This window comes from Novosphingobium album (ex Liu et al. 2023) (assembly GCF_029076845.1).
Taxonomy (GTDB): Bacteria; Pseudomonadota; Alphaproteobacteria; order Sphingomonadales; family Sphingomonadaceae; genus Novosphingobium.
Genome location: NZ_JARESE010000065.1, coordinates 1 through 24,740, shown reverse-complemented (window position 1 = coordinate 24,740; position 24,740 = coordinate 1). Strand labels below are relative to the sequence as shown.

The window sequence follows — 24,740 nt, the reverse complement described above, 5'->3', positions numbered from 1 at the left end:
GTGGCATTCCCGCGCCGCTTGGCCTAGGGCATTCGACAAGACTATCCCCCACAACAAGAAACGATAGCCCCGCGTGAGCGAAGACACCGAAATTCTGGAACCTGCCGGCCCTGGCGGCGAATACCCCCGCGTCGACATCGTCGATGAAATGAAGACCAGCTACCTCGATTACGCGATGAGCGTGATCGTGGCCCGCGCCTTGCCCGATGTGCGCGACGGGCTGAAGCCTGTGCACCGCCGCATTCTCTTCGCCAGCCAGGAAGGCGGCTTCGTCGCCGGGCGGCCTTACCGCAAGTCGGCCAAGATCGTCGGCGATGTCATGGGTAACTACCACCCGCATGGCGATGCGGCGATCTATGACGCGCTGGCGCGCATGACGCAGGACTGGTCGATGCGGCTGCCGCTGGTCGATGGCCAGGGCAACTTCGGCTCGATGGACCCCGATCCGCCCGCCTCGATGCGTTATACCGAGGCGCGGCTGGCCCGCGTGGCGAACAGCCTGCTCGACGATCTCGACAAGGACACGGTCAACTTCGTCGACAACTACGACGGGTCGCGGCGCGAGCCTTCGGTCCTGCCGGCGCGCTTTCCCAACCTGCTGGTCAATGGCGCGGGCGGCATCGCGGTCGGCATGGCGACCAATATCCCGCCGCACAACCTGGGCGAAGTGATCGATGGCTGCCTGGCCTTCATGGACAACCCGGCGATCACCACCGAGGAATTGTTCGAGATCATTCCCGGCCCCGATTTCCCCACCGCGCCGCTGATCCTGGGCAAGTCCGGCAGCCGGGCGGCCTATGTCACCGGGCGCGGTTCGATCCTGATGCGCTGCAAGCACGAGATCGAGGAAGGGCGCGGGGACCGGCGCTCGATCGTGCTGACCTCGATCCCCTACCAGGTCGGCAAGTCCGGCCTGGTCGAGAAGATCGCCGAAGCGGCCAAGGACAAGCGGATCGAGGGCGTTTCGGACATCCGCGACGAATCCAGCCGCCTGGGTATGCGCGTGGTGATAGAACTGAAGCGCGATGCCACGCCCGAAGTGGTGCTGAACCAGCTCTGGCGGCACACGCCGGCGCAATCGAGCTTCCCGGCGAACATGCTGGCGATCCGGGGCGGCCGCCCGGAAACGCTGGCGCTGCGCGACATTATCCACGCCTTCATCCAGTTCCGCGAAGAGGTCATCACCCGGCGCACCAAGTTCGAGCTGAACAAGGCGCGCGACCGGGCGCATATCCTGCTGGGCCTGGTCGTCGCCGTCTCGAACCTGGACGAAGTGGTCGCGATCATCCGCCAGGCGCCCAACCCCGCCGAGGCGCGGGCGCGGCTGCTTGTCAGGGAATGGCCGATCGGCGACATCGCGCCGTACATTCGCCTGGTCGAAGCGATCGAGCCCAATGCCGAGCAGGAAGGCGGCACCTATCGCCTGTCCGAAGCGCAAGTGAAGGCGATCCTGGACTTGCGGCTCCACCGCCTCACCGCGCTTGGCCGCGACGAGATCGGTGACGAACTGAAGGAACTGGCCACCGCGATCGAGGAATACCTCGCGATCCTGGCTGACCGGCGCAAGCTCTATGCCGTCATGCGCGAGGAACTGGTCGCGGTGCGCGATGCCTTCGCCACGCCGCGCGTTTCGCAGATCGTCGAGGCGGTCGAGGGGATCGAGGACGAGGACCTGATCGAGCGCGACGACATGGTCGTGACCGTGACGATGGACGGCTATATCAAGCGCACGCCGCTCTCCACCTTCCGCGCGCAGAACCGGGGCGGCAAGGGCCGCGCCGGCATGGCGACCAAGGACGAGGACGTCGTCTCCGAGATGTTCGTCACGTCGACGCACAACCCGGTGCTGTTCTTCTCCACCTCGGGCAAGGTCTATCGCCTCAAGGTCTGGCGCCTGCCCGAAGGCGGCCCGGCGACGCGCGGCCGGCCGATCGTCAACCTCCTGCCCGCGCTGGACAAGGACGAGACCATCGCCACCGTGCTGCCACTGCCCGAGGACGAAGGCACCTGGGGCGCGCTCCATGTCGTCTTCGCCACGGCCAAGGGCAATGTCCGGCGCAATTCGATGGATGCTTTCGCCAACATCCCGTCGAACGGCAAGTTCGCCATGCGCTTCGAGGATGACGCGGATGACCGGCTGATCGGCGTCGCCCTGCTCGATGCCAATGACGATGTCCTGCTTGCCTCGCGCGAGGGCAAGGCGATCCGCTTTGCCGGCGACGACGTGCGCCAGTTCCAGAGCCGCACGTCCACGGGGGTGCGCGGCATGAACCTGAAGGGCGGGGACGAGGTCGTCTCGCTCTCGATCCTGCACCGCGTCGGCACGCAGGCCGAGGAGCGCGAGGAATACTTGCGCTTCGCGCCGTGGAAAGCCGAGCGCGAAGGCGAGCCCAACCTGCCGGCCGAGCGCTTCGCCGAACTGGCGGAGAAGGAGCAGTTCATCCTCACCGTCTGCGCCAACGGCTATGGCAAGCTTTCGTCCGCCTATGAATATCGCCGCACCGGCCGGGGCGGCCAGGGCATCACCAATATCGACAATATCGCCCGCAACGGCCCGGTGGTGGCCAGCTTCGCCGCGACCAAGGCGGACCAGCTCATGCTGGTGACCAACCAGGCCAAGCTGATCCGCATCGGCCTCGATTCGCTGCGGGTGATCGGCCGTGGCAGCGCCGGCGTGCGCCTGTTCGATGTCGCCGGGGACGAGCACGTGGTCAGCGCGGTGCGCATCGACGAGACCGCCGATCCCGAGAACGACGCTGAGGAAGCGATCGTTGAGGAATTGATCGGCCGCACCGCCGAGGACACCGCGATCCCGACGACGCGCGATCGCGACGATCAGGATGATGGTGACGAAACGGGCGAGGATGCGGCCGGGGACGAGGCCGAATGAGCGAAACCCCGCTCGTCGCCTTCAAGGTGCTGACCGCCGCGCAGATGGCCGCGCTGGAAGCCGACGGCACGTTCGCCGGCGCGCCGATCGACGTGGCCGATGGCTATATCCATCTTTCGACGGCCGAACAGCTTGATGAGACGGTGGACAAGCACTTCGCCGGGCAGGACGATCTCCATGTCGCGGCGGTCGATCTGGCCGCGCTGGGCGATGCGGTGAAGTGGGAGCCGGCGCGCGGCGGGGCGCTGTTCCCGCATATCTACGCGCCGCTGCCGCTTTCGGCGGTGATCGCCTATGGCCCGATCGAGCGCGACGACGAAGGCAGGATCCGGCCACCGGTCGCGGGTTAGGCGCGGGCGAATGACGTACGACGTGCATATCATCGGCGGCGGCCTGGCCGGCAGCGAAGCGGCCTGGCAGCTCGCCCGGCGCGGCATCCGCGTACGTCTTTCGGAAATGCGCGGAACCGGCGAACGCTCGCCCGCGCACCAGACCGATGCGCTGGCCGAACTGGTCTGCTCGAACAGCTTCCGTTCCGATGATGACGAGAAGAACGCGGTCGGCCTGCTGCACCACGAGATGCGCCAGTGCGGATCGCTGGTCATGGCCGCTGCCGCCAGGGCGCAAGTGCCCGCCGGATCGGCGCTGGCGGTGGACCGCGACGTGTTCTCCGCCGAAGTCGAGGCGGCGCTGGCTGCCCTGCCCTCGCTCGACGTGGTGCGCGAGCGGATCGACCAGCTTCCCGTGGCGGGCCTGACCATCGTTGCCACCGGCCCGCTCACCGCCCAGGCACTGGCGGGCAGCATCGGCGCGGCGACGGGGGCCGAGAGCCTCGCCTTCTTCGATGCCATCGCCCCCATCGTCTATCGCGAGACGATCGACATGGACGTGTGCTGGATGGCCTCGCGCTGGGACAAGCCATCGAAACTGGGCGGCGAGGCCAGGGACTACATCAACTGCCCGATGGACAAGGAGCAATACCTTGCCTTCCACGCCGGGCTGATGGCGGGCGAGAAGACCGCGTTCAAGGAATGGGAGGCGAACACCCCCTATTTCGATGGCTGTATGCCGATCGAGGTCATGGCCGAACGCGGCGTGGAAACCTTGCGCTTCGGGCCGATGAAGCCGGTGGGGCTGGACAATCCGCGCACCGGGCGCTGGCCTTATGCGGTGGTGCAGCTGCGGCAGGACAACAAGCTGGGCACCTTGTGGAACATGGTCGGCTTCCAGACCAAGCTGAAGCACGCCGAGCAGGTGCGGCTGTTCCGCACGATACCGGGGCTGGAACAGGCCGAATTCGCGCGGCTGGGCGGCCTGCACCGCAATACCTTCCTAAATTCGCCCGAGTTGCTGGACCGGCAACTGCGGCTGAAGAGCGCGCCGCACGTCCGCTTTGCCGGGCAGATCACCGGCTGCGAGGGCTATGTCGAAAGCGCCGCCGTCGGCCTGATGGCGGGGATGATGACGGCGCGGGATATCGCGGGCCGCGAATGGCGCGCGCCGCCGCGGACCACCGCGCTCGGCGCGCTGCTGGCGCATATCACCGGCGATGCCGAAGCCGACAGCTACCAGCCGATGAACGTCAATTTCGGCCTGTTCCCGCCCCTGCCCGAAGTGAAGAAGAAGCAGCGCAAGGAAGCCTATACCGCGCGCGCCAAGCAGGATCTGGGCGCATGGCTGGGCGAGGCGGCGAGCGCCTGAGGATCAGCAGCCGCACTTGGGCCTGGGTTGCGGCCTGGGCGCGGTGCTGCGGAATTCGTCGGGCGACAGCCACAGGTCATGGTTGGCATCGGCGCTGGCGAACCTGTCGGAGGTTGCCGCCGCCCATTCCTCGAAAGTCAGCAGGTTGTTGCCATCCTTGTCGAGCTTGCGGAACGCGGCGGTGCGCGTCGCCAGCAGTTCGTTGCGGGTGATCCGCCCGTCGCGATCGCGGTCATAGCGCCCGAAGCGGCGCTGCTCGCGCGTCAGTTCGGTGGCTTCGGGCGGCGCGGGACCGCGCAGGCCGGCGACATCGGCGCTGGGCAGCGCTTCGGGCGCTTTTGCCGGGGGCGCTTCGGGCAGGGGCGCGCCCTGTTCCACTTCGGCCCGGCCCTGCATCCAGAACAGGCCCGCCGCCATGAACAGCAGCGCCACGAAGGCGCCCACCACGATCCGGTTCATGCCACTTCCCCGCCTTTTGCCGATGCGCGAAAATTCCTAGCAGCCGCTCAGGAACCCAACAATCCCACGCGCAGCGCGAGCAGCATGGCGGCGGGCGAATGGGCCGCGCTTTCCTCGCCCAGCCGCATCCGTCGCTGCGCGAGCGCGGCCAGTACCGCCAGCGGGCGCAGCGCGCGCGCCACGCGCGGGCGCGCCGGGGCTTCCCGCGTCGCCAGGCGCCGCGCCGCCTCGCGCTCGTCGGGCCGGCTGAGGCGCATGGCAAGATCGGAATGGGCCCATGCCCGCCCCAGCGCTCCGGCCGCGCCGGCATCGCGGGCCGCGCCCACCGCGTGGGCCAGCGCGGCGCAGGCGGCCGCCCTGCCTTCGGCAAGCTGGCGCAAGGCGGCTTCGGGCAAAGGCGCGGGCGCGGTCAGCGCTTCCCAGCCATCGACCAGGACTTCCAGCTCGCCATGCGCGCCGCGCCAGCCGCGCAGGGCCGCCAGCAGCGGTTCGCCCTCGGGCCATTCGCCGGCATCGCGCCGCAGCGTCTCGCGCCACCAGGCCAGGCGCAATTGCGCGAGCATCGGCTCGCTCGAATGGCGGATCAGCCCGGCCAGCCGGGCATCGAGCGCGAACAGCGCCAGCACCGGATCGCGCGCGGCGGCGGGCGCATAGCTGAGCGCAAGGCGCTGTGCGAGCGGCAGCGTCTCGTGCAGCGTTTCAAGAGTCCCGTCCGGCTGTGCCACGCATGTGTCCCTGGCCCCGCCCGGCGGACCCAAAAAGCGGGGCCGCCTGAAGGCTGAAAGGCTAGCGGTAAGTCACTTTTCTGACCGCCGCGATGACCTTGTCGACATTGATCAGCGCCGCCTTTTCGAGATTGGCGGCATAAGGCAGCGGCACGTCCTCGTTGCAGACGCGCAGCACCGGGGCGTCAAGATCGTCGAAGCCTTCCTCCATGCAGATCGCGATGATCTCAGAAGCGATCGAGCAGACCGGGAAGCCTTCCTCGGCCACGACCAGCCGGTTGGTCTTGGCCAGGCTGTCGAGCACGGCCTGCTTGTCGAGCGGACGCAAGGTGCGAAGGTCCAGCACTTCGACATCAATGCCCTCGCCCGCCAGCTTTTCCGCGGCATCGAGCGCGATGCCGACGCCGATCGAATAGGAAACGATGGTCACGTCCTTGCCCTCGCGCGCCACGCGCGCCTTGCCGATTGGCAGGACGTGATCGTCAAGCTCGGGCAATTCGAAGTTGCGGCCATAGACCAGCTCGTTCTCGAGGAAGACCACCGGGTCCTCCGAACGGATCGCCGCCTTGAGCAGCCCCTTGGCGTCCGACGCGTCGTAAGGCGCGATCACCACCAGGCCCGGCACGCTGGCATACCACGGCCCGTAGTTCTGGCTGTGCTGCGCGGCGACGCGCGCGGCGGCGCCGTTGGGGCCGCGGAACACCACCGGGCAGCGCATCTGGCCGCCCGACATGTAGTTGGTCTTGGCCGCCGAATTGACGATATGGTCGATCGCCTGCATCGCGAAGTTGAACGTCATGAACTCGACGATCGGGCGCAGGCCGCCCATCGCCGCGCCCGTGCCGATGCCGGCAAAGCCGTATTCCGTGATCGGCGTATCGATCACCCGGCCGGGGCCGAATTCTTCGAGCAGGCCCTGCGTCACCTTGTAGGCACCCTGATATTCGGCGACTTCCTCGCCCATCACGAAGACGCGGCTGTCGCGGCGCATTTCCTCGGCCATGGCGTCGCGCAGCGCCTCGCGCACGGTGGAGATCTTCATGTTGGTGCCGGTGGGCAGTTCGGGGTCCTTCGCCGGCTTCGTCTCGGCCGCGAGCTGGGCCGCGCCGCTGTCCGCCTTCTTCTCCGATGCGGGGGCGGCCGGCTCGGCGGCAGGCGTGGGGGCAGGCTTCTCGGGTTCCGTCGCCGCCGCTGGCGGGGCTTCCTCGCCCTCGCCTTCGAGCAATGCGATCACCGTGCCGACTTTCACGCCCTCGGTCCCTTCGGGCACCATGATCTTGCCGACAGTGCCTTCATCCACCGCTTCGAATTCCATCGTCGCCTTGTCGGTCTCGATCTCGGCGAGAATGTCGCCAGACGAGACTTCGTCGCCTTCCTTGACCAGCCATTTGGCCAGCTTGCCCTCTTCCATGGTGGGCGAGAGCGCGGGCATCTTCAGTTCGATCGCCATCAGTAGCGCTCCACCAGCACGTCGGTATACAATTCGGCAGGCTCGGGCTCGGGCGAGCTTTCGGCGAAGTCGGCTGCCTGGGCGACGGTGGCGCGCACGCGCTTGTCGATGTCCTTCAGGCTGGCCTCGGTCACGCCCATGGCCATCAGTTCCTGCTTGGCATGATCGATCGGATCGCGCTTCTCGCGCACTTCCTGCACTTCCTCGCGGCTGCGGTACTTGGCGGGATCGGACATCGAGTGGCCGCGATAGCGATAGGTGTTCAGCTCCAGCAGCACCGGGCCATTGCCGCCGCGCACGAATTCGATGGCGATTTCGGCCGCCTGGCGCACTTCGAGCACGTCCATGCCGTTCACGTCGAGGCCGGGAATGCGAAAGGCGGTGCCGCGCCGGTAGAAATGCGTCTCGGCCGATCCGCGCTTCACCGCGGTGCCCATGGCATAGCCGTTGTTCTCCACCACGAAGATGATCGGCAGCTTCCACAACGAGGCCATGTTGAAAGTTTCGTAGACCTGGCCCTGGTTGGCCGCGCCATCGCCGAAATAGGCCATCGCGACGCCGCCGTCCTCGCGGTACTTGTGCGCGAAGGCCAGCCCCGCCCCCAACGAGACTTGCGCGCCGACGATGCCGTGGCCGCCGTAGAACGCATGATCGACGCTGAACATGTGCATCGAGCCGCCCTTGCCTTTCGAGATGCCCGAATGGCGCCCGGTCAGTTCGGCCATGATGACCTTGGGATCGATGCCATAGGCCAGCATGTGGCCGTGATCGCGATAGCCGGTGATGACCGAATCGAGCCCGGCCCTGAGCGCGGACTGCAGCCCGACCGCGACCGCTTCCTGGCCGATGTACAGGTGGCAGAACCCGCCGATCAGGCCCAGGCCGTAAAGCTGGCCCGCCTTTTCCTCGAACCGGCGGATCAGCAGCATCTGCTCATAGAGCGCGAGCAGTTCCTCCTTGCTCGCCTTGTAGCGCGGATTGGCGCCAAGCGCTTCCTGCAGGCTGTGCAGGGCGAAATCGCCATCGTCGGCGGAAGTCCCGGGGGATGAAGTCTCGGGCGTGGCGTCGCTCTTCGCGGCTTTGGGCAATGGCGCTCCCCTCTGTTCGCTTGGGTTCGGCAGGGATATAGAGTCTGACGCGCCGGGGAGAAAGCGCCGCGAGCGCATTTATTGCGGCCTGAGGACCGGAAATTTCCGTCAGTGGAGCAGCATCACCATTTCATCGGGATGCGCGACGTTGAGATCGCTGCGCAGCAGTTCACCCGCAAGGTCCGGGTCGGCATGGCGCGGATCGAGCAGGTTGACCCGGTTGCGCAGGGCATCACGCTCAAACGTCAGGCGCGCGATTTCCGTGCGGCGCTGTTCGAGCATCTGCTGGTTTTCGCTCCAGGCGATCAGGCCGCTGGGCCCGGCCAGCAGGAAACCGCCCATGACCAGCAGGCAGGCCAGAGCCAACCCCTGCATCAGCCGTTCCCTGGCAAGTTTGGGCTCGTGCCGCATCGTCCTCATGGCAACCGATAGAATCATAAGTGAATCAATGTTTCAAGCGATTATCTCTAGGCCGATGATGAGAACCTGAACAGGCCGGCCCGCGCCCCTGCGTGCGAGCGACCAGCGCATTTCGGTGGATAATTCCAGCGCGCGCCGCCGAACCGGCGTTTCACCCGCGTTCGCCCAAGGATTTTCAGGCGGCGTTGGTCCACTTCGTGGTGCCGGACAGGAAGCGCGCGGCATCATCGGGGCTGAGCGGTCGCGAAAAGAGGAAGCCCTGCAGTTCGGTGCAGCCGATCGCGCGCAGCATGTTGCGCTGCTCGGCAGTTTCCACCCCCTCGGCCGTCACCGGAATGCCGATCACGCGGGCCAGCCCGGTGACGGCGTGGACGATCGCCACGGATTCGCTGTCGCTGCTGATATCGTGGACGAACGACTTGTCGATCTTCACCTTGTCGACATCGAACTTCTGCAAGTGCGTCAGGCTGGAATAGCCCGTGCCGAAATCGTCGAGCACGATCTTGATGCCGGTGGCGCGCAAGGCCGTCAGGCGATCGCGGACGGCCTTGTCGGTATCCAGGATCGCGCCTTCGGTCACTTCCAGCTGCAACCGCTCGGGGGCGAGGCCGGACCGGACGAGGATTTCCAGCACGTCATGCACCAGCGCTTCCTCGCGCAGTTGCACCGGCGAGAAATTGACCGCGAGCGAAATGTCCGGCCAGCGGGCCATCATCGTGCAGGCCTGCTCCAGCACCCATTTGCCCAGCGGCACGATCAGGCCCGATTCCTCGGCGACCGGAATGAAATCGGCCGGCTGCAGCAAGCCGAATTCGGGGTGATGCCAGCGCGCCAGCGCCTCCATGCCGGCCAGCGTTTCGCCGGCGGTGGCGAACAGCGGCTGGTAATAGACTTCCAACCCGCTTGCCGTGGCGATGCATTCGCGCAAGTCCGCCTCAAGCCGGCGGCTGCGCTGGATCTGCTCGTCCAGCGCGGCGGTGAAGCGGCGGAAGCAGCCGCGCCCTTCGCGCTTGGCCTGGTACAGCGCGACATCGGCGCGGCGCTGCATCTCGGTGCTGCCCAGCCCTTCCAGGGCATCCGCGACGCCGACCGAGGCGCTCACGAAGGCGCGGGCGCCCTCGATCAGGAACGGCTCCGCCGCGGCGGCCAGGATGCGCTGGCAGATCTGCTCGATATCCGAGCGCTCGCCGCTGTCGACCAGCAGGATGGCGAATTCGTCACCGCCCAGCCGGCAGACCGTGTCCGATGCGCGCACGATGGTGGTGAGCCGCGCGGCGAAAGCCTGGATCAGCGCGTCGCCCGCCAGATGGCCATAAGTGTCGTTCACTTCCTTGAAGCGATCGAGATCGATGTAGAGCACCGTGCAGGCTTCGCCCGTGCGGCGGCGGCGCAGCAGCGCCTGGTCGATCCGCTCGGCGAACAGGGCGCGGTTGGGCAGGCCCGTCAGCGTATCGTGGAACGAGAGATAGCGGCTGTGCGCCTCGGCCTCGCGATAAGCGGTCACATCGCTGACGATGCCGACCAGATAGACGGCATCGCCCAGCCGCACCCGGCGCTTGCGCGTGATCACCGTCCGGGTGTGGCCGGTGGCATCGGTGACCTGCTCCTCGTTCTCGTTGTCCTCGCCGGTCTCGAACACCTGATCGTCGATGGTGTGGAACACGCTCACTTCCTCGGGGGGGAAGAGATCGGTGTCGCAAAAGCTCAGCAGAACCTCGCGCGAACGGCCGAAGAACTCGCACGCCGCGCTGTTGAGCAGGACGAAGTGGTGCTTGCGGTTCTTGACGAAGATCGGCGACGGCATGACATCGATGATCGCCTGAAGATCTGTGATGCTGGAGATATCGTCGGCCAACCGCATTTTTTGTATACTTTCCGCATGTCACGGCGCGCCCGGGCGTCGCGGCCAAAAATGCAGATTAAGCGCAGCGGCTTAGGAATTTGTTAACACGCCCTTTAAGGGAAAGCGCGGATGCACCCGGAAACTTGCGGCAAGGGATAGATGTGGCCGTGCCTGCAAAGGGGCTTCGCGGGCTGGCGACGCTGGCGGGCCTGTGCCTGAAAGCGAACGGGAATGGTTGGCCCGTTCGAACACAGTTCGAACCCAATGCCGGACTCAAGGCGTGCCGGTTCCATCGAAGATGGAATGGTGCGCCTCGATGGAGAGAGTTTGAACCAACTCTTCACCACCTTGGCGGATTGGAACCAGTGTTTGGCTGATATTCCGGCCGATTTGCTGGACGAGTTGCCGCAGGCCGAAGGCCCGGAGCCGCCCGAACCGTAGCCGCCCGCCATTTCCCGTAAACCCCCAATTCCCGTTTCAACCCGGTGCATCATGCCTCGCAGCCCCAGGCCAGCGAGGATGGTGCGTCTTTGCCCTTTGCCGATTGCCATGCCTGAGAAAAAGAAGCGCGATGCGCCGCTGTCCCTGCGGCTCTCGCGCGACGAACGCGCGCGCCTAGAGCGCGACGCGGCGAGCATGACCCTCGGAACCTACATCAAGTGGCGGTTGTTCGACGGCGAGACCCCGCCACCTCGCACACGGGGCAAGGCCCCGGTGCGTGATCATGCGTTACTGTCCCGTCTACTCGCGTTGCTCGGCGGCCAGCGTCTTGCCGCCAACCTCAACCAGCTTGCCAAGGCCGCGAACAGCGGATCGCTGCCCATCGCGCCGGAGACCGAGACCGCATTGCGCCAAGCCTGCCATGACATCGCCGACATACGCCGGATGCTCATGCAGGCGCTGGGCCTCAAGGTCGAGGATCAGGCATGATCCTCAAGGCTTCCACACGCGGCAACGCCATGGCGCTGGGACGGCATCTGCTCAACGAACACGACAACGAACATATCGAGCAGCACGAAGTGCGTGGGTTCATGGCCAACAATGTCGTGGACGCCCTGCACGAGCACGAGGCCGTGGCCAAAGGAGTCAGATCCCGCCAGACCCTGTTCAGCGTTTCCTTGTCACCGCCACCCGACCAGCAGGTCGACATCGCGACCTTCGAGAAGGTCATCGCGGAGATCGAACGGCGCAACGGGCTTCAGGATCAGCCGCGCATCGTCATCTTCCACGAGAAGGAAGCGCGCCGACACGCCCATGCCGTCTGGTCGCGGATCGATGCCGAGACGATGACCTGCATTCAACATCCCTTCTTCAAGCAGCGCTTGCAGGAAATCTCCCGCGAGACCTATCTCGAACAAGGATGGAAGCTTCCATCCGGCCTGATCGACAAGCGCGAGCGCGATCCCCGCAATTTCGATCTCGCTCTTTACCAGCAGGCCAAGCGCGCGGGCCTCGATCCCAAGCAGGTCAAGCTTGCCGCGCAGGAAGCCTGGGCCATCTCCGACGATGCCCGATCGCTGCAACAGGCGCTGGAGGCGCGCGGCCTTTATCTCGCCCGAGGCGACAGTCGCCCTTATGCCGCCATGACCTGGGGCGGCGAAGTGCTGTCCCTGCCCAAGCTGCTCAACCGGAAGACCAGGGAAATCCGCGAACGTCTCGGCGAAGGCGAAGCGCTTCGCAGTCTCGATGACACCCGCGCCTATGTGGCCGAGCAGATCGCGCCCAAACTGCAAGGGCTGATCCAGGAAGCCGAGCGCCAGCGTGACGACCGCCTGAAACCGCTCGATGCCGAGCGCTTGGCAATGAAGGCCGGCCATGCCGAAGAGCGGCGCAGGCTCGACGAGGGCCTCGCCGAGCGCCAGCGGCGCGAAGACGCACAGCGCGCCGAACTCCAGCGCACTGGCCTTGCGGGCTTGCTCGACCGCGTCACCGGACGCCGCCGACAAGAGCGCGAACAGGCCGAGCGCCGGGCGTGGGAAGCGCTGCAACGCGATCGCGAACAGCGCCAGCGGTTGATCGATGCACAGCTTGCCGAAAGACGGCAATTGCAGCTTCGCATCGTCCAGGAGCGCAAGGCGCATCACGAACGCGTCGCGGAATTGCACCGCGATCTGGCTCAACAACTCCAGGCCGATCGTTCGCCCCGGAAATCCGAGCGCGCGCTTTGGCTGGAGGAACAACAGCGCAATGCCGAACGGGAGCGCCAGGAATGGCTTCAGGCGCAAGCGCAATCCCGCGAGCAGGAACGCGAGCGCTGGTTGGCCGAGCAGAAAAGCCATACCCGATACATCGAGCCGCAACCGCCAGAAGATCGTCTGCAAATTCTGCGCGAACAGCGCGGGCTTACGCCGCAGTTCAACGCGCGATCGGCATCCCGGCCCGATCGTCAGGCCAACGCCTCACCCGATCGCCGGCCGCCGACACCGGATCAAGGTCCCGGCATCGAACCGTAAGCGTCCTATCCCCCAATCCTTCGTTTCCCGCGAGCTATTCTCGCACCGCGCCATCGTGGGCGCGGCAGCGGAGTTTATCGCATGAAGGACACCTTCAACGGCACATCCCACACGCCAACGGATTCCCGCCAGCCTGATCAATCCGCCAAACGACAAACGGAAATCGCCACCAAGGCCGAACACGACGCGCTGGTCGAAGCGCGGAAGGCCCCGGCACCCGCCCTGCGGCTGGAGCCCGATGCACCCGAACGCGCGGCGATCGACCGCAGGCTGGAAATCCTGCGCGAGCAGCGCATCGTCGATCTTCGTCATCGTCTCGACCGGGCCGACGAAAGGCTCAATCGCGGGATTGAGCAGTCCTTCTGAGAAATTGGACAGATCATCCCCGATTGTGGGATGATTCCCTATGGATCGCTTTATCACCGAACGCGAAACCGAAGACCTGCTGGACGAGGAAGTCCGAGTGCTCGCCATGCCCAATGGCGAGCGTCGGTCGGTGCGCGCGTTTCGGCTGGTCTGGAGCAGCTACGATATTGTCCTGCGCTCCGGTGCGTTCAGCGAGCCTGAGGTCATAACGCTTGCCGACCAGCATTCCGCGCGCACTGGCCAAGCCTTCGAGACGAGCCTGGAGCGGGTTGTCGGCACAATCCATGAGAAGCTGGCCAGATTTTGAGCTTTCCGGGCGTGGTCATGCCTTTTGAGACCGATCAACGATTCCCTGACCCCGCCGTTGCAACAGAATCGGCAATAGCGTTGCAGAGAAAATTTGAGCGGGATGGGCTTAACACCGCGAGATGAGGTAGTGGCTTTGATACAAAACCTGTCGTAATGGAATCGAGTTCGCATTCGCCTGCTGCGAGGTCGATAATGGCAACCGCTGAAAGCCGCCTTTGCCCAATCTGCCGCGAGCGGATCAAAGTCGGTGCGACCAAATGCCGCCACTGCGATTCCGCACTCGATTGGCGACGGCATCTAAATTTTAGTTCAACTATTTTGGCTCTGTTAGTGGCGCTAGTATCTGTTCTTACATTTGCGATACCGGCTATAATGAAAGCATTTGAGGTCGCTAAATCTGATTTGTCGGTGAATTATGTTGGCGCCGACGATGACGCAATCAATTTTCTCGTAACAAACCGAGGGTCGAGGCCGGGTATTGTAACTGTTGGCATAGCGACATTAAAGTATCCTGATCCTCTTACGAAAGTCGATATTGCTCCGATGTTGCCCTTCAGGCCTCTTGTGATCGATCCTGGCGCAACTGTCTTGATCACGCAGGCAATTGATCAAACTTGGATAAGAAGCACGTGGCGTTCCATCTATGAGGCTGATCGCCAGGTGCCGGGTCACGTTCTGCGCTGCCCTCAAGACAAGCAAGATTTCGGATGGGTCGAGGCATCTTTCAGTTTGCCGCTACGCGGCTTTGATGGTCGCGATTCCGAATTTAAGAAAACCCTCGGAATTTTTTGCGGCCCCGTCAATTGTGGCTGGGAAGATCAGCCGAAACTGTTTCGGCAGCGAACCTGCAATTAAGAACGGCGCAGCTATCGTTACCATTTCAAGTCACTGAAAATAAATGATTATACCTGCAGAACTTTTTGCCAATTCTGTTGCATGGGCCTTGGGTGTCCGCTTTCGGCAAACACTGCAAAGTATGCGAGCGATCACTTCCAACGTGCCTAACCACCGACCATTCTCGCGACTGCGAGCATAACGCCGTGCGGCATCTTTGATGTATACGCTGACAGAAAAAGGGCCCGATCGTTGCCGACCGAGCCTTGGAAGTTTGGGAGAGGATGCCTGAAAGGCGGCTTTCTTTTGTGCGTTGCAGCATAATTGTGCAAGTGCGAAATGGACGACCCGAGTTGCATGCACGACAATCGGCAGCAGCGGAGTGCCGGCCTTCGCCCTTCCCTGGCTCCCGTGTTCGATTCACCGCGCGCCGCTGCCAGCCATGGCGACCAGCAGCCGGCCCAGCATGATCAAGGTCATGAAGAACAAGGTGCTAAACAGGAAGGTCAGCATGGCGACGATGATCCACCAGAAGAAGCCGCCGATCGCGGCCAGCCATGTGCCGTAGTTATCGGCCATGTAACCGATTGCCCAATCGTAGGTCGCTCCGTGGATTTGCGGCGTGGCGACAAACGTCGTTGCCACTGACAGGACGATCGAAAGCCACTTGATGACCCATGCCATCGGATCGGCTGTTCCGCCATCGTAACGCATATGTACGTCTCCTTGCAGGCGCGGGCCGCAAAGGCCTGCCAATGCCGCGAGAATACCGCGCGACACGGTCTGCCCTGGGGGATAGGCCTTGCGGGGCGCCGCAAGGCAGGACGAATGTTAAAAATCGGCGGGATTTTTAGCATTCCAGCACGGCAATGTTAGATCGCCCAACACAAGCCTCGGGCCAGGCACTCGCTCCTGTTAGGAGTTTCTTAACCATTTTTTAGCGGATTTCCGCCTATCATGGTTGTGGCCCACCAAGAGCAGAACAGGGCCGAGCGAGGGTGCATGGCGTGGGACGCCAAGGACATAGCGGCGCTCAAGGCGCGCATTCCCGAAGATCACCGTCCACCGCAAGAGGCGGCGGGATTGCTTGGCGAGCGGTTTTCTTCAGTTGATTCACGCAGTGAATCAACTGCCCTGCAGGGCAGCGCGCTGGAACGCTTCAATCTCGGCATGGCCTTTGCGCAAAGCGCCAATCTCGATGCGGCCAGCCCGAGCTTTCTCCTGAGTGGTTCCGCCGCCGCTGCGCGGGATGCCCATGTTCAGGCCATCGCGCACCGCGAGGCGGAAAAAGACCGCAGCCATATCATCCAGCAGATCATCGAGCAGATCGAAGCCCGCAATCGCGAGCTTGCCGACAACCTCAAGCGCCTTGCCGAACTGGACGATCAGGAAGCCGCTCTTGAAAAGCACCTGGCGCGCCTGCGCGAAGGGGAAGCCCCGGAACTGGACGCGCAAGGATCGCTCAGGGACAAGAAGGCCGAAGCGGCGATCCGCGAATACGAGCAGCGCTACGGCGTTACCGTGGATCGCGCCGACGCGGCGCAGATCGCCGTCATCCTGCAAGGCATCCGCGACGAACAGCTCTGTATCAGGCGGAAAAACAGCGACCTGATCGCCGAGAACGAGGCTGATCGCCAATTAGCCGTCTATATGGGCGCCGATCCCAAATCGATCCCGGCGACCGTCACGGTGCTTGAACAGAGCGCCGAAGGGCAGCGCTCGGTCGACAAAGCAACCGCCGAGATGACGAATGACGCGGATAGAATGCTTGTGGCTGACACCATAACGGCGAAAGATAGTCATTCCCGCGCGTATGCTCGTCGTGCGGTGCGCGGCGATGATGCCGTCTTCACCGGCAAAGAGATTGCCGCCAGCGATCCCAGCGACATTGCGAAGCTGAAATTGCCCACGCTGTCGGACGCCAAAGAAGAGCGCAGTAGAGAGCAATCCTTCGCAGCCGACGTGCCAAAATAGACTGCGGTGAAGATGCGCCCCGGAAACGTGCCGCTGCTTACCCCTGCTCGCTGAACCGCTTGGCCAATCGCGCGGAGGCACCGCTCTTCATGGCCAGTTTCGCCCCGTAGCGCATGACCGTGCGGGCGTCGCGCCAGCGGTAGGCCTGCATGATCGCGGGTAGCCCTTCTCCTGCCGCAAAGTTATCCTGCGCCACCCCGACCCGAATCGAGTGCGAGGACACCGCTTTCAGCCAACGATCAAGCTCAGCCTCACTCATCTCGCCAAGCAGGCGCTTTTCCCAAGCGCGGCGAACGAGACGCTTGTAGATCAGGCCAATGCTATTGGGGTGCAGCCGCGCCGCGCCGATCCTGTCGATCGAGCCATCGAAGTGCGTCACCACCCGGCGCAGCAGTGGGCCCTTGTCGATGCCGCCCACCTCGCGCCAGCGGGCGATGGCCACCATGGTCGCGGGTGCAAGATAGGCCTCACCGCCCTCCCCTGCCTGGTCGGTCTTGCTCGAGGGGATGTTCAGAATCCCCGCACCTTCGGCATCGGGCCCCTCGACATGCGCCACGTCGATCGCCACCAGCTCTGATCGGCGTGCGCCGGTATCGTAGGCAATGCGCAGCAGCGCTGCGTCACGCAGGCCCAGTGCGTCACGCCGACAGGCCTTGATGAGGTGGGCAAGGCAGACACCGCACGCAGGGCTGTCGAGATCGGCGATGTCGCCCTTGAACCGGATGGCCCGCGCCTGACGCTGGCGCACGCCCAGGTGCTTGCGCGCCGCCTTGCGCTCGAACTTCACCAAGGGATCGGCAGTCGGGTCGGGAAGACCCGCCATCCGGTAAGCCCATCCGACATGAACGAGGTAGCGCTCGATCGTCGCCGCTGCGCGCGGCGTCATGTCAGGGGTGTCGATCCCGGCGAGCGCGCGGATCCAGGCCGCCACATCCGCCGGCGAGGCTTCACACGCGGACACGCCGTGCTTGCGGCACCACCCATCCCACAAGGTCAGGTCAGAGCGAAACGCCCGCCTTGTGTTGCGCGACCAACCCCGCATGGCGGCGTCGAGCAGCGCGGCGTCGATGGCCTCACCACCGCCGACCAGCGCACGCACGTCAGCGATGAGATCGACAGGCTCGCAGCTCAACGGAACAATTGAGGTGGAAGGACGCTTTTTCGCCATGGGCGTGAGGATAGCCGGGCGTTTCTATAATGTATAGAGGCGTGATAACGATCCATTATCAACACTAGGTATGACAGCCTATGGACTGAAAGACCACATTCAGTCTACAATCAGGCTATAATGCGCACGCCCCTGCCCTTCTCTGCCCTCGCCTGGACGCCCGATCTCGCAGGTGCCCTCGCTGAAGCGAGCGCGGCTATCGCCCGCCTCGATGCCCGGATTTGCGCCAGTTCCTTTGGCAGCGCATGGCGCCTTCGCGCAAGCTGGACCGGATATGCAACCGCGCTCCGGCTCTGCCAAGTACCGCTCGAGGAAATCGATATTATTGCCCACAATTGCGGCCTGCGGCTCGCCGGGCGCGAGCCGCCCCAAACCATGGGTGAACCCTTCGAAGCGTACCAGCCCTGGCTTGTCCGTCTCACTGAGGCCGAAGGGCCGCACTGGCGCGAGGACTTGCCGTTTACCTTTGATCCGCCTGAAAGCTGGGGCGAAGCCCCTGCTCTCGTGCGCGCACTCACTCTACTCGATGCCTGGGCGCGAGTCGACCGCTCGGCCGCTCCCTGGCTCGCGTTCCCGGTGATCCTGCGCCGCATCGGGATTACCAAGGCCCCCCTGCCCTGCCTCGTCGCAGGTGACGCCGGCCAACGTTTCGCGCTCGATCCCCGGCCCGCGCTGCTGAAGCGCCTGCTCAAGCAGCTCAGCCGCCTGGCGTCCGACGGCCTCACCCGGCTCGAACGGCTCGAACAAGTATCCCGGCATGGCGCCGCCGCCATTTGCGGCGAACGCCGCCCTGGCATGCTTGCCGAGCTCGGGCGCATCGCGCTCGCCCGACCGTATCTCGCGCCGCGTAGTCTTGCACCAGAACTGGGCCTCAGCATCTCGGGCGCTGGAAAACTGCTGACCCGCGCCGCTCGCCTTGGCCTACTTGTCGAAACTTCGGGGCGCAGCACTTGGCGCAGCTACGTCACGCCCGATGTCGCTTTGGCGCTGGGGTTGGTCCCACCCGAGCGCGGTCGTCCTCGCCTGCCGCCGCCACCCTCCCCCACCCTCGATTCGGTGCTGGCCGCATTTGATGCCGAAATGGAGGCGCTCGACAGACGCTTTGGGGGCCTTGGATCAACCAAGCCCCCTGTTATGGTCATAAATGACTGATATTTTTTGTTAAAACCGAAACGCCCAGAAACAGGCTCCAGAGCGTGAAAACAGACTCGAAATAGGCCGAAGGTGCCAAACCCCCGACAGCACGCTCTACGGGCTTCTCAGGGTGCATTTCGTAGATATAGGCCCCTACATCGCCACGGCTGAAGCATCCTGTGAGCCAAATGTGCGGAAATGGCCGAAACGGGCCCGCGCCAAGGTTTCCCCGTCGCGTCGCTCGCGCAGATGGGCATAGGCCAACAGCACATCGAGCAATTCGGCCTCGAAGGCCCGGTGCGGTGCCCTCCCCTGCCCGACCCGCCAACACGCCGTCAGGCGCTTCGTCGGCTTGGGTGCCTTCAGCGACTCCAAATTCCGCCCCGGACGCTCGGCCAAGCCAAGCGCGAGCAGCCGCTCAAATCCCCACACACCCCGGCCGGCGTGACTATGCGCCAGGGCCAGCATGGCGATGCGGTCGCGAGCAAAGTGAAAGGCGTTTGCCCGGAAGCGATCAAGATAGTCTTGCTTGCGGCCCTTCAGCCGCCGCCGACTGTGCCGGATCAGCATGTCGAGGCAAACTTCGTTTCGTTCGATCATCGCCCCCCTATAGTCGAGCCCCCACCGCAAACTCTCCGCACCTACGAGCGCTCCGCTCAGCCAGGTCAGGAGATACTGATCGTCAGGCGCACCATCAGGCACCGGCAACTTGCTGAGCGGCAGGTCGTGCAGTCGGCAACGCCAGCTCATCCGCAAGATCCATTCCTTGCGGATGATCCTTGGGCGTCCGTCGCGAATTGCTTCCTGCCAGCAGCGGGCACAGCCATACTGGCGCAAGCGGCGCGGAAGCAGCACTGCTCCGTCGATATCGAGAAAGGTACTTTCGATCTGTTCCGGCTCAACCTGCACCGCCCAGGCAAGCTGGCCGACCATTTGATCCACGGCGAATTGATGTTCAAGCGCGACACCGCTTGTGCCCCGGGCAAGGTCCAGGCTGGCAAGGCTCGCATCGATGCCGAGATGCTGAAACAATACGCCCCGCGTGGTGTCATGCGCAAGCGCCATCCGCTCTATCCACGAATCGAAGCATTCATCAGCCTGCGGGCGCACGCGAAGTGCCAGCGGTTCCGATTCCTGCTTATGCTCCCTTCCCGTCACCGGTCGATGTAGGATGGAAAGAACTTGGCCGCCTCGTAAATATCGGAAAATTCAACCCGTTGCCTGCCGTACGTATCTTTGGCAACTCGGTAGCTCCGGTGCAGTAGTCGCTTGAAATTGCCGGTCACCCCGTGGCTGTTGCGCCAGATGAACTCGGCGATTTCCGGTTCTGCGAAGCGGTCCGGATCAATCAAGCCCATGCGGTGGGCCAGAGCCCGTATCAGTTGTTGCGAAGGCTCGCCCGGAAGCCAGGGAGGCATGCGCAAGATAATCGAGCGATAAGCCAGCTCCACGTCGTCGCTGAAGATATCGGCAGCGACGTCGAGGCCCGCGACTACCATGTGAACGTTACCCTCGCTCATGAGGAAGCGGAAGGAATCCAGCGCATCGCGCCTCGCCCGGCCGCTGGCTGTGAGGATCGCATGGACGTTATCGATCGCAACCAACTTGGTTCCCTGCTTGCCGAGCAATTCGGCCACCTTGAGGTCGGCTATCTGATGCGTCCGTCTGGTCAGCGGCCACCCCTGCTTCCACAACAGCGTCAGATTGATCCTGAGCGAGGTCGGGTGGGTCGGCACCACCGCGTGCAACATCGGCAGGTAGCGCGCTTCGCCCAAGTTCGCCGGCTCCGGATACGCCGTGCGTATCCGCCGACCGACCTCCTTCAGAATCGACGTCTTGCCCATACCGGATTGCCCCACCAGGACCACGCAAGTCGGCCGATCGTCAGGGGGCTCGTCGACGAGCCCCATCAGCGTATTCACATGGGCCCGCGCTTGGTCGAAATCGATCCAGAACGCCTTGTGCAGCGAACCCGATGACTGCGAAAATGCTATTGGTTGATCGGTTTGAGCCACTTCACCTCCCCCAATTCCTCGACAGGCAGCCACTTCGCTCGTTCTTCCTGAAGCCCTTCAGGCGGCGGTCCGGCACTGTGTGAAATGCCCTCGCGTTCGAGCCGTTTGCGCAAGCACCGCTGTTCCCGGGTGCGGATCGTTGCACCTTGCACTTCCTGCCGGTTGGCATGCACGAGCCGGGCGATCTCCGTTTGCCCGCCACTCTGTTGAAAGGCGCGGCCACGGTTTCGCAAGGCGGCAGCGGCAGCGTCCCACTCGACTTTCGTCACGTGGGGAAACGAGCCCACGACGCGCGCGGCGACGAGCTTCTCGTCGATCTGCGGATACACCTCCTGGATCGTCCGCTCATCGACATGAATCATGATTTTGAGACCAATTCGGGTCGCGAAGCTCTCGTGCCAGTAACGACGGTGGCCGATCTGGACGCCTCCGGCCGTCACGGTGCGTTCGACCCACGGCAGAAACCGGCGGGTCAATTGCTCGACATCGAGTCCGGTGGGAACCAGCGAGCCATGCGCCGCGAGCCCATCGGCCCACATCTGAGCCGGCGCAATCTTTCCCAATCCCTCGTGCGGCGTCATGTGATAGCGGCAAATCTCCCTGATAAACCAGCGCTCAAACTCCTCCAGCGTCATGGCCGACGTCTCCGAAGGATCGTACCCGTCACGCTTGGTCACATCGCCGCCCGTGGCACCGGGGAGCAGCAACATCTTTTCCGACATAGTGCCAATCAATCGCTCGATATGCCCGCCCAGGTGCGAGGCCCCACGCGGCCGGACATCCGGATCGATCCCATATGTGTGGCAGGCGCTTCTGAACGCTTCAGCGCGATGCGCCGATGCAAAATCGGCGTGCAACCGCTTGAAAAAGCCATGCATGGGATAATCCTCCGTCATCTGGAGGCCCGTGAGCAAGGGCTTCTTGGGCAACAGCGCATTTGCGACTGCCCGCCCGCACCGGAAGATCGATGGATCCCCAAAGCTCACATAGAACCCGAGGATGCAGCGGCTCCAGACATCGATCAGCAAAGTCACCCAGGGCCTCCCCAAGGCATTGCGGTGCAAGCTGTCCACCAGCATGACATTGGCGGGCGAATGGTCCATCTGAACCACATCCAGCAGCCCTTCGCTGAGGTATTCTCCCGGGTGCGGCTCATGTGCGGTTCGCCGCTTTGACCCCATGGTCGAACGCGCCAATTGCGGCGAACTGATTTCGCCAATCATCCGCTCGATAGTGCGCACGCTGGGAACATCGGCCATGTCGAACCTGTGATCGCCCGTGTCCGCGATCAGCAGTCCGCGAATCTGGTTCGCCGCTTCCCTGATCGCGGGTGGCGGCCTTTTCAGGAAAATCTCTACAATCTCCCTGTCGATCACCTCGATCACAGCCGCCGATGCGTGCTTCTTGCCAGGCTTGGGGCCCTTGGGCAGCGAAGCAAGGCTCTCGGCGATGGGTTTGCTTCGAAATCGGCGCGCAAGTTCCCGTATCCGACGCGTGCCGAGTCCAGTTTTCTCCGAGATCGCTGCTACCGCTGCGGCAGTCAGCGGGCCTTCAAGCGGCACGAACCTGCGAAACACGGAATAGAGCTCGGCACCGACCTTCAAAGCCGCTTCGGAGGGCTTGGCTATCCTTGGCGGTTTTCGTTCGAGCAAAGGACGACTCCAGCTTCGCTATCGACAACCGCAGTGTTGGCTGTTTTGGCACCCAAGGAAAGATGACTTTCGTCGGCGCCGAGGAAAAATTCATCGAGAAGACGACATTATGGCGTTTTATCAATGCGCTTGAGTGAGTGTCGCGTGCTTTGTCACGCCACACACGCCCAAGTAGGCAGGGCCTACTTTCGGCTCCCGGCCTGCCGGGGCAACACGATATCTACATATCCGCGCCGCACTTCGGCCAAAGCCGCATCAAGATCCTTCTCGCTCGGGTTCAGGTAGGTCGCAATCAATTGCGCATCGGCGTAGAATTCCAGCACGGACGGCGCATCGTTGCGTTTTGGGCCGAAAATCACGCCGCGCATGGGGTAATCTGCCGATATCGCGGCGGATGCAACGCGCATCGTCAGGCGCTTTGCGCCTTCGTCAGCACCGTAAAGAACGAGCACCAAGGCATCGCTGGATACCTGTGCGGCAGTGAAATGCACCGCGCGCAAGCTGACTTGTTCCGCGTGACTGACAGGAACGCTCACGCGATCCTGCGCGATGGCGACAGGCGCGGCGGCGGCGACAGCCAAAGGCAGTGCCATGCGCGTAAGCGCGCGGGCAGTTGTGCGGAGTGTGGGCATCGCCGGCGCTACGGGTTGCCGAGCAGGCCGGCACCGAACACCAAGGCGTCGATCAGCATGATGCCGCTGCCCGCCTTGACGTCGCTGTAGCCGATGCCCCATGCCACGAGGCCGGAAATCATGCCGGTCATGAAGGGATTGCCGAACGGCGCGTACTGGTGGTCGAGGTAGCCGAAGGCAATTGCGGTGCAGATACCGACGACGCCCGCCATCTTCTTGTTAATCTCGATACTGTGATTGGCCACGGTTGCTATCCAGCCTGTGCCGCAGCCCCGTTGGAAGGGGTGGCTAACGGCTCTGAAACGACGTTACGGAAAGTGCCATCACGCAACATTATTCACAAAAATGTCGCAGGTGTTTCTTTCATTTTCATTGACTTGCATGGTGCATACGATGTCCTCTGCTTGAGGGCGGCGCGCGAAAACCCGCAACACTCGGGCGATCTCGAAATTTTTTCGCGCAACCCTCTTGTGAAGATTGTTGCAGACGGCTTGGGAGAGCCTTGGCGATGACATTCATGCCCATCGGTGAATGGTCTGCGCGCGATGCGCAGGGACGCCGAAAATACGTGAGCGCCGAGGAACGGCGGCGCTTTCTGGCCGCCGCCGACAGGATGCCCGCGCGGGTTCGCGCGTTGTGTCTGGTGCTGGCCTATACCGGGTGCCGGGTGTCCGAGGCGCTGGCTCTGACCCACGAGCACATCGACGCCGAGCGCGGCGCGATCATCGTGCGCACCTTGAAGCGCCGCCGCACCTGCTTTCGGGCGATCCCGGTGCCGCCCGACCTGCTCGCGGAATTGTCGGCGCTGCCCGCCGGGAAAAACGGGCGGCTGTTTCCCATCCACCGGGCCACCGCCTTCCGCCAGATCAAGCTCGTCATGCAGCGCGCAGGCGTGGCCGGGCGCATCGCTTCTCCGCGCGGGCTGCGCCACGGGTTCGGCATCCGCGCCGCGTCAGCGGCCGTGCCGCTCAACCTGATTCAGCGCTGGATGGGGCATGCTTCGGGCAACACCACCGCGATCTATCTGGACGCCGTGGGACAAGAAGAGACGATCTTCGCCCGGCGGATGTGGTGAGGTTCTGCCGGTCAACTTCTCCCGGGTTGTTCTCCCGCCGCAAACCATCAGCGGCATTCATTCGGGGATCGTGGCGCAGTCCGGCGTGTCGTCAACGCATTTCGCTTCGTTCCTGCAGCTCCAATCCCTTCGGGCGCTTCGCGGGCGTGTGACGGCCCGCCTGTCCGACTGCCGCCGGTCCTCTCCCCATGAACGCCGCAATGGTGCGGCTTCGAACACAGGGGAAGACAATGACCAAACAAACTGACACCACCAACCGCAAGCCGGAATTTCGCCTCTATCACGTCGCGGGCGAAGGCGAGAAAGCGCTCTGGACACCCATGGGAGCCGCCTGGACGCACAAGGACCATCTCGGCTTCAACATCAATCTCGATCTGCTTCCGCGCTCTGGCCGTCTGGTCATGCGCGCAGCCCCCGAAGGCAAGGATGGGAACGGAGGTCAGCAATGACCTCCACACCTTTGCGCAACCGCATCCTTCACGGCGACTGGACACCCTGAAATACCTCTGGCTGTAAGGCTGGGTTTGTGATTCCATCGCGATGGAGCGATGG

The 24,740-nt window shown here is 63.8% G+C and carries 27 protein-coding genes; 14 read left to right on the top strand and 13 right to left on the bottom strand.

What is annotated here, in order from left to right:
* The first annotated feature begins 148 nt into the window (after positions 1–148).
* From gyrA to trmFO, 3 genes are read left to right on the top strand one after another with little or no spacing between them, the layout of a single operon-like run.
* The gene (gene gyrA / locus PYV00_RS19480; protein WP_428981660.1) at positions 149–2,890 is read left to right on the top strand and encodes a DNA gyrase subunit A; all 2,742 of its coding nucleotides are present in this window, start codon (positions 149–151) and stop codon (positions 2,888–2,890) included.
* Positions 2,887–3,240 carry a DUF952 domain-containing protein gene (locus PYV00_RS19475; RefSeq protein ID WP_275229982.1) on the top strand — a complete coding sequence of 118 codons (354 nt, stop codon included), beginning with the start codon at positions 2,887–2,889 and terminating at the stop codon, positions 3,238–3,240. Before gyrA ends, PYV00_RS19475 begins: the two co-directional genes overlap by 4 nt.
* Before the next feature lie 10 nt (positions 3,241–3,250).
* Positions 3,251–4,591 carry a methylenetetrahydrofolate--tRNA-(uracil(54)-C(5))-methyltransferase (FADH(2)-oxidizing) TrmFO gene (gene trmFO / locus PYV00_RS19470; protein WP_275229981.1) on the top strand — a complete coding sequence of 447 codons (1,341 nt, stop codon included), beginning with the start codon at positions 3,251–3,253 and terminating at the stop codon, positions 4,589–4,591.
* A gap of 3 nt (positions 4,592–4,594) precedes the next feature.
* On the opposite strand, the gene PYV00_RS19465 is transcribed toward trmFO, so the two are convergent.
* From PYV00_RS19465 to PYV00_RS19440, 6 genes are all read right to left on the bottom strand, one after another.
* Positions 4,595–5,050 (bottom strand): EF-hand domain-containing protein, encoded by a 456-nt coding sequence (locus PYV00_RS19465; RefSeq protein ID WP_275229980.1) that lies wholly within the window; start codon positions 5,048–5,050, stop codon positions 4,595–4,597.
* 47 nt (positions 5,051–5,097) lie between these two features.
* Entirely contained in the window at positions 5,098–5,775 is a 678-nt protein-coding gene (locus PYV00_RS19460; protein ID WP_275229979.1) for a squalene/phytoene synthase family protein, read from the bottom strand.
* A gap of 61 nt (positions 5,776–5,836) precedes the next feature.
* A complete protein-coding gene (locus PYV00_RS19455; RefSeq protein WP_275229978.1) occupies positions 5,837–7,225 on the bottom strand; it encodes a pyruvate dehydrogenase complex E1 component subunit beta in 1,389 nt (462 codons plus the stop codon).
* Positions 7,225–8,313: a pyruvate dehydrogenase (acetyl-transferring) E1 component subunit alpha gene (pdhA, locus tag PYV00_RS19450; RefSeq protein WP_275229977.1), complete on the bottom strand. Its 1,089-nt coding sequence runs from the start codon at positions 8,311–8,313 to the stop codon at positions 7,225–7,227. The genes PYV00_RS19455 and pdhA overlap by 1 nt, the downstream gene beginning before the upstream one ends.
* 108 nt (positions 8,314–8,421) lie before the next feature.
* Complete coding sequence (locus PYV00_RS19445; RefSeq protein WP_275229976.1) at positions 8,422–8,733, bottom strand: FtsB family cell division protein; 312 nt, start codon at positions 8,731–8,733, stop codon at positions 8,422–8,424.
* Between the two features lie 175 nt (positions 8,734–8,908).
* Positions 8,909–10,594, bottom strand: a complete 1,686-nt coding sequence (locus PYV00_RS19440) for a sensor domain-containing protein (protein ID WP_275229975.1) — start codon at positions 10,592–10,594, stop codon at positions 8,909–8,911.
* 285 nt (positions 10,595–10,879) lie between these two features.
* Here PYV00_RS19440 and PYV00_RS19435 point away from each other — a divergent pair, with 285 nt between their 5' ends.
* The 6 genes from PYV00_RS19435 (at position 10,880) to PYV00_RS19410 (ending at position 14,559) form a co-directional block, all read left to right on the top strand.
* Positions 10,880–11,017: a hypothetical protein gene (locus PYV00_RS19435; protein WP_275229974.1), complete on the top strand. Its 138-nt coding sequence runs from the start codon at positions 10,880–10,882 to the stop codon at positions 11,015–11,017.
* Positions 11,018–11,125: 108 nt separating this feature from the next.
* The gene (locus tag PYV00_RS19430; RefSeq protein WP_275229973.1) at positions 11,126–11,506 is read left to right on the top strand and encodes a hypothetical protein; all 381 of its coding nucleotides are present in this window, start codon (positions 11,126–11,128) and stop codon (positions 11,504–11,506) included.
* Positions 11,503–13,029 carry a relaxase/mobilization nuclease domain-containing protein gene (locus PYV00_RS24445; protein ID WP_428981658.1) on the top strand — a complete coding sequence of 509 codons (1,527 nt, stop codon included), beginning with the start codon at positions 11,503–11,505 and terminating at the stop codon, positions 13,027–13,029. Before PYV00_RS19430 ends, PYV00_RS24445 begins: the two co-directional genes overlap by 4 nt.
* A gap of 81 nt (positions 13,030–13,110) precedes the next feature.
* Complete coding sequence (locus PYV00_RS19420; protein WP_275229971.1) at positions 13,111–13,395, top strand: hypothetical protein; 285 nt, start codon at positions 13,111–13,113, stop codon at positions 13,393–13,395.
* Between the two features lie 40 nt (positions 13,396–13,435).
* Complete coding sequence (locus tag PYV00_RS19415) at positions 13,436–13,702, top strand: hypothetical protein (protein WP_275229970.1); 267 nt, start codon at positions 13,436–13,438, stop codon at positions 13,700–13,702.
* 374 nt (positions 13,703–14,076) lie between these two features.
* The gene (locus PYV00_RS19410; RefSeq protein ID WP_275229969.1) at positions 14,077–14,559 is read left to right on the top strand and encodes a hypothetical protein; all 483 of its coding nucleotides are present in this window, start codon (positions 14,077–14,079) and stop codon (positions 14,557–14,559) included.
* A 399-nt stretch (positions 14,560–14,958) separates the two neighbouring features.
* On the opposite strand, the gene PYV00_RS19405 is transcribed toward PYV00_RS19410, so the two are convergent.
* A complete protein-coding gene (locus tag PYV00_RS19405) occupies positions 14,959–15,252 on the bottom strand; it encodes a hypothetical protein (RefSeq protein ID WP_275229968.1) in 294 nt (97 codons plus the stop codon).
* 288 nt (positions 15,253–15,540) lie between these two features.
* Between PYV00_RS19405 and PYV00_RS19400 the strand changes: the two genes are divergently transcribed.
* Entirely contained in the window at positions 15,541–16,512 is a 972-nt protein-coding gene (locus PYV00_RS19400; protein WP_275229967.1) for a hypothetical protein, read from the top strand.
* Positions 16,513–16,549: 37 nt separating this feature from the next.
* On the opposite strand, the gene PYV00_RS19395 is transcribed toward PYV00_RS19400, so the two are convergent.
* Complete coding sequence (locus tag PYV00_RS19395; protein ID WP_043146076.1) at positions 16,550–17,680, bottom strand: integrase; 1,131 nt, start codon at positions 17,678–17,680, stop codon at positions 16,550–16,552.
* A gap of 120 nt (positions 17,681–17,800) precedes the next feature.
* On the opposite strand from PYV00_RS19395, the gene PYV00_RS19390 reads away from it, so the two are divergent.
* Positions 17,801–18,832, top strand: a complete 1,032-nt coding sequence (locus PYV00_RS19390; protein WP_019054304.1) for a hypothetical protein — start codon at positions 17,801–17,803, stop codon at positions 18,830–18,832.
* 135 nt (positions 18,833–18,967) lie between these two features.
* Here PYV00_RS19390 and PYV00_RS19385 read toward each other — a convergent pair whose 3' ends face one another.
* The 3 genes from PYV00_RS19385 to PYV00_RS19375 are packed head-to-tail and all read right to left on the bottom strand — an operon-like array spanning position 18,968 to position 22,433.
* Complete coding sequence (locus tag PYV00_RS19385) at positions 18,968–19,924, bottom strand: TniQ family protein (protein WP_026149942.1); 957 nt, start codon at positions 19,922–19,924, stop codon at positions 18,968–18,970.
* Between the two features lie 44 nt (positions 19,925–19,968).
* On the bottom strand, positions 19,969–20,829 hold the full coding sequence (locus tag PYV00_RS19380) for a TniB family NTP-binding protein (protein ID WP_019054306.1): 861 nt from the start codon (positions 20,827–20,829) through the stop codon (positions 19,969–19,971).
* Positions 20,805–22,433, bottom strand: coding sequence for a Mu transposase C-terminal domain-containing protein (locus tag PYV00_RS19375; protein WP_019054307.1), 1,629 nt, complete (start codon positions 22,431–22,433; stop codon positions 20,805–20,807). The genes PYV00_RS19380 and PYV00_RS19375 overlap by 25 nt, the downstream gene beginning before the upstream one ends.
* 26 nt (positions 22,434–22,459) lie before the next feature.
* On the opposite strand from PYV00_RS19375, the gene PYV00_RS19370 reads away from it, so the two are divergent.
* Positions 22,460–22,618, top strand: coding sequence for a hypothetical protein (locus tag PYV00_RS19370; protein ID WP_019054308.1), 159 nt, complete (start codon positions 22,460–22,462; stop codon positions 22,616–22,618).
* Between the two features lie 45 nt (positions 22,619–22,663).
* Here the strand turns inward: PYV00_RS19370 and PYV00_RS19365 are convergent, their stop codons facing one another.
* Positions 22,664–23,074 (bottom strand): hypothetical protein, encoded by a 411-nt coding sequence (locus tag PYV00_RS19365; protein WP_275229966.1) that lies wholly within the window; start codon positions 23,072–23,074, stop codon positions 22,664–22,666.
* 47 nt (positions 23,075–23,121) lie between these two features.
* Positions 23,122–23,358, bottom strand: coding sequence for a hypothetical protein (locus tag PYV00_RS19360; protein ID WP_275229965.1), 237 nt, complete (start codon positions 23,356–23,358; stop codon positions 23,122–23,124).
* A 263-nt stretch (positions 23,359–23,621) separates the two neighbouring features.
* On the opposite strand from PYV00_RS19360, the gene PYV00_RS19355 reads away from it, so the two are divergent.
* Positions 23,622–24,188, top strand: coding sequence for a tyrosine-type recombinase/integrase (locus PYV00_RS19355; RefSeq protein ID WP_275229997.1), 567 nt, complete (start codon positions 23,622–23,624; stop codon positions 24,186–24,188).
* A gap of 188 nt (positions 24,189–24,376) precedes the next feature.
* Complete coding sequence (locus PYV00_RS19350; RefSeq protein ID WP_275229964.1) at positions 24,377–24,637, top strand: hypothetical protein; 261 nt, start codon at positions 24,377–24,379, stop codon at positions 24,635–24,637.
* Positions 24,638–24,740 lie beyond the last annotated feature (103 nt).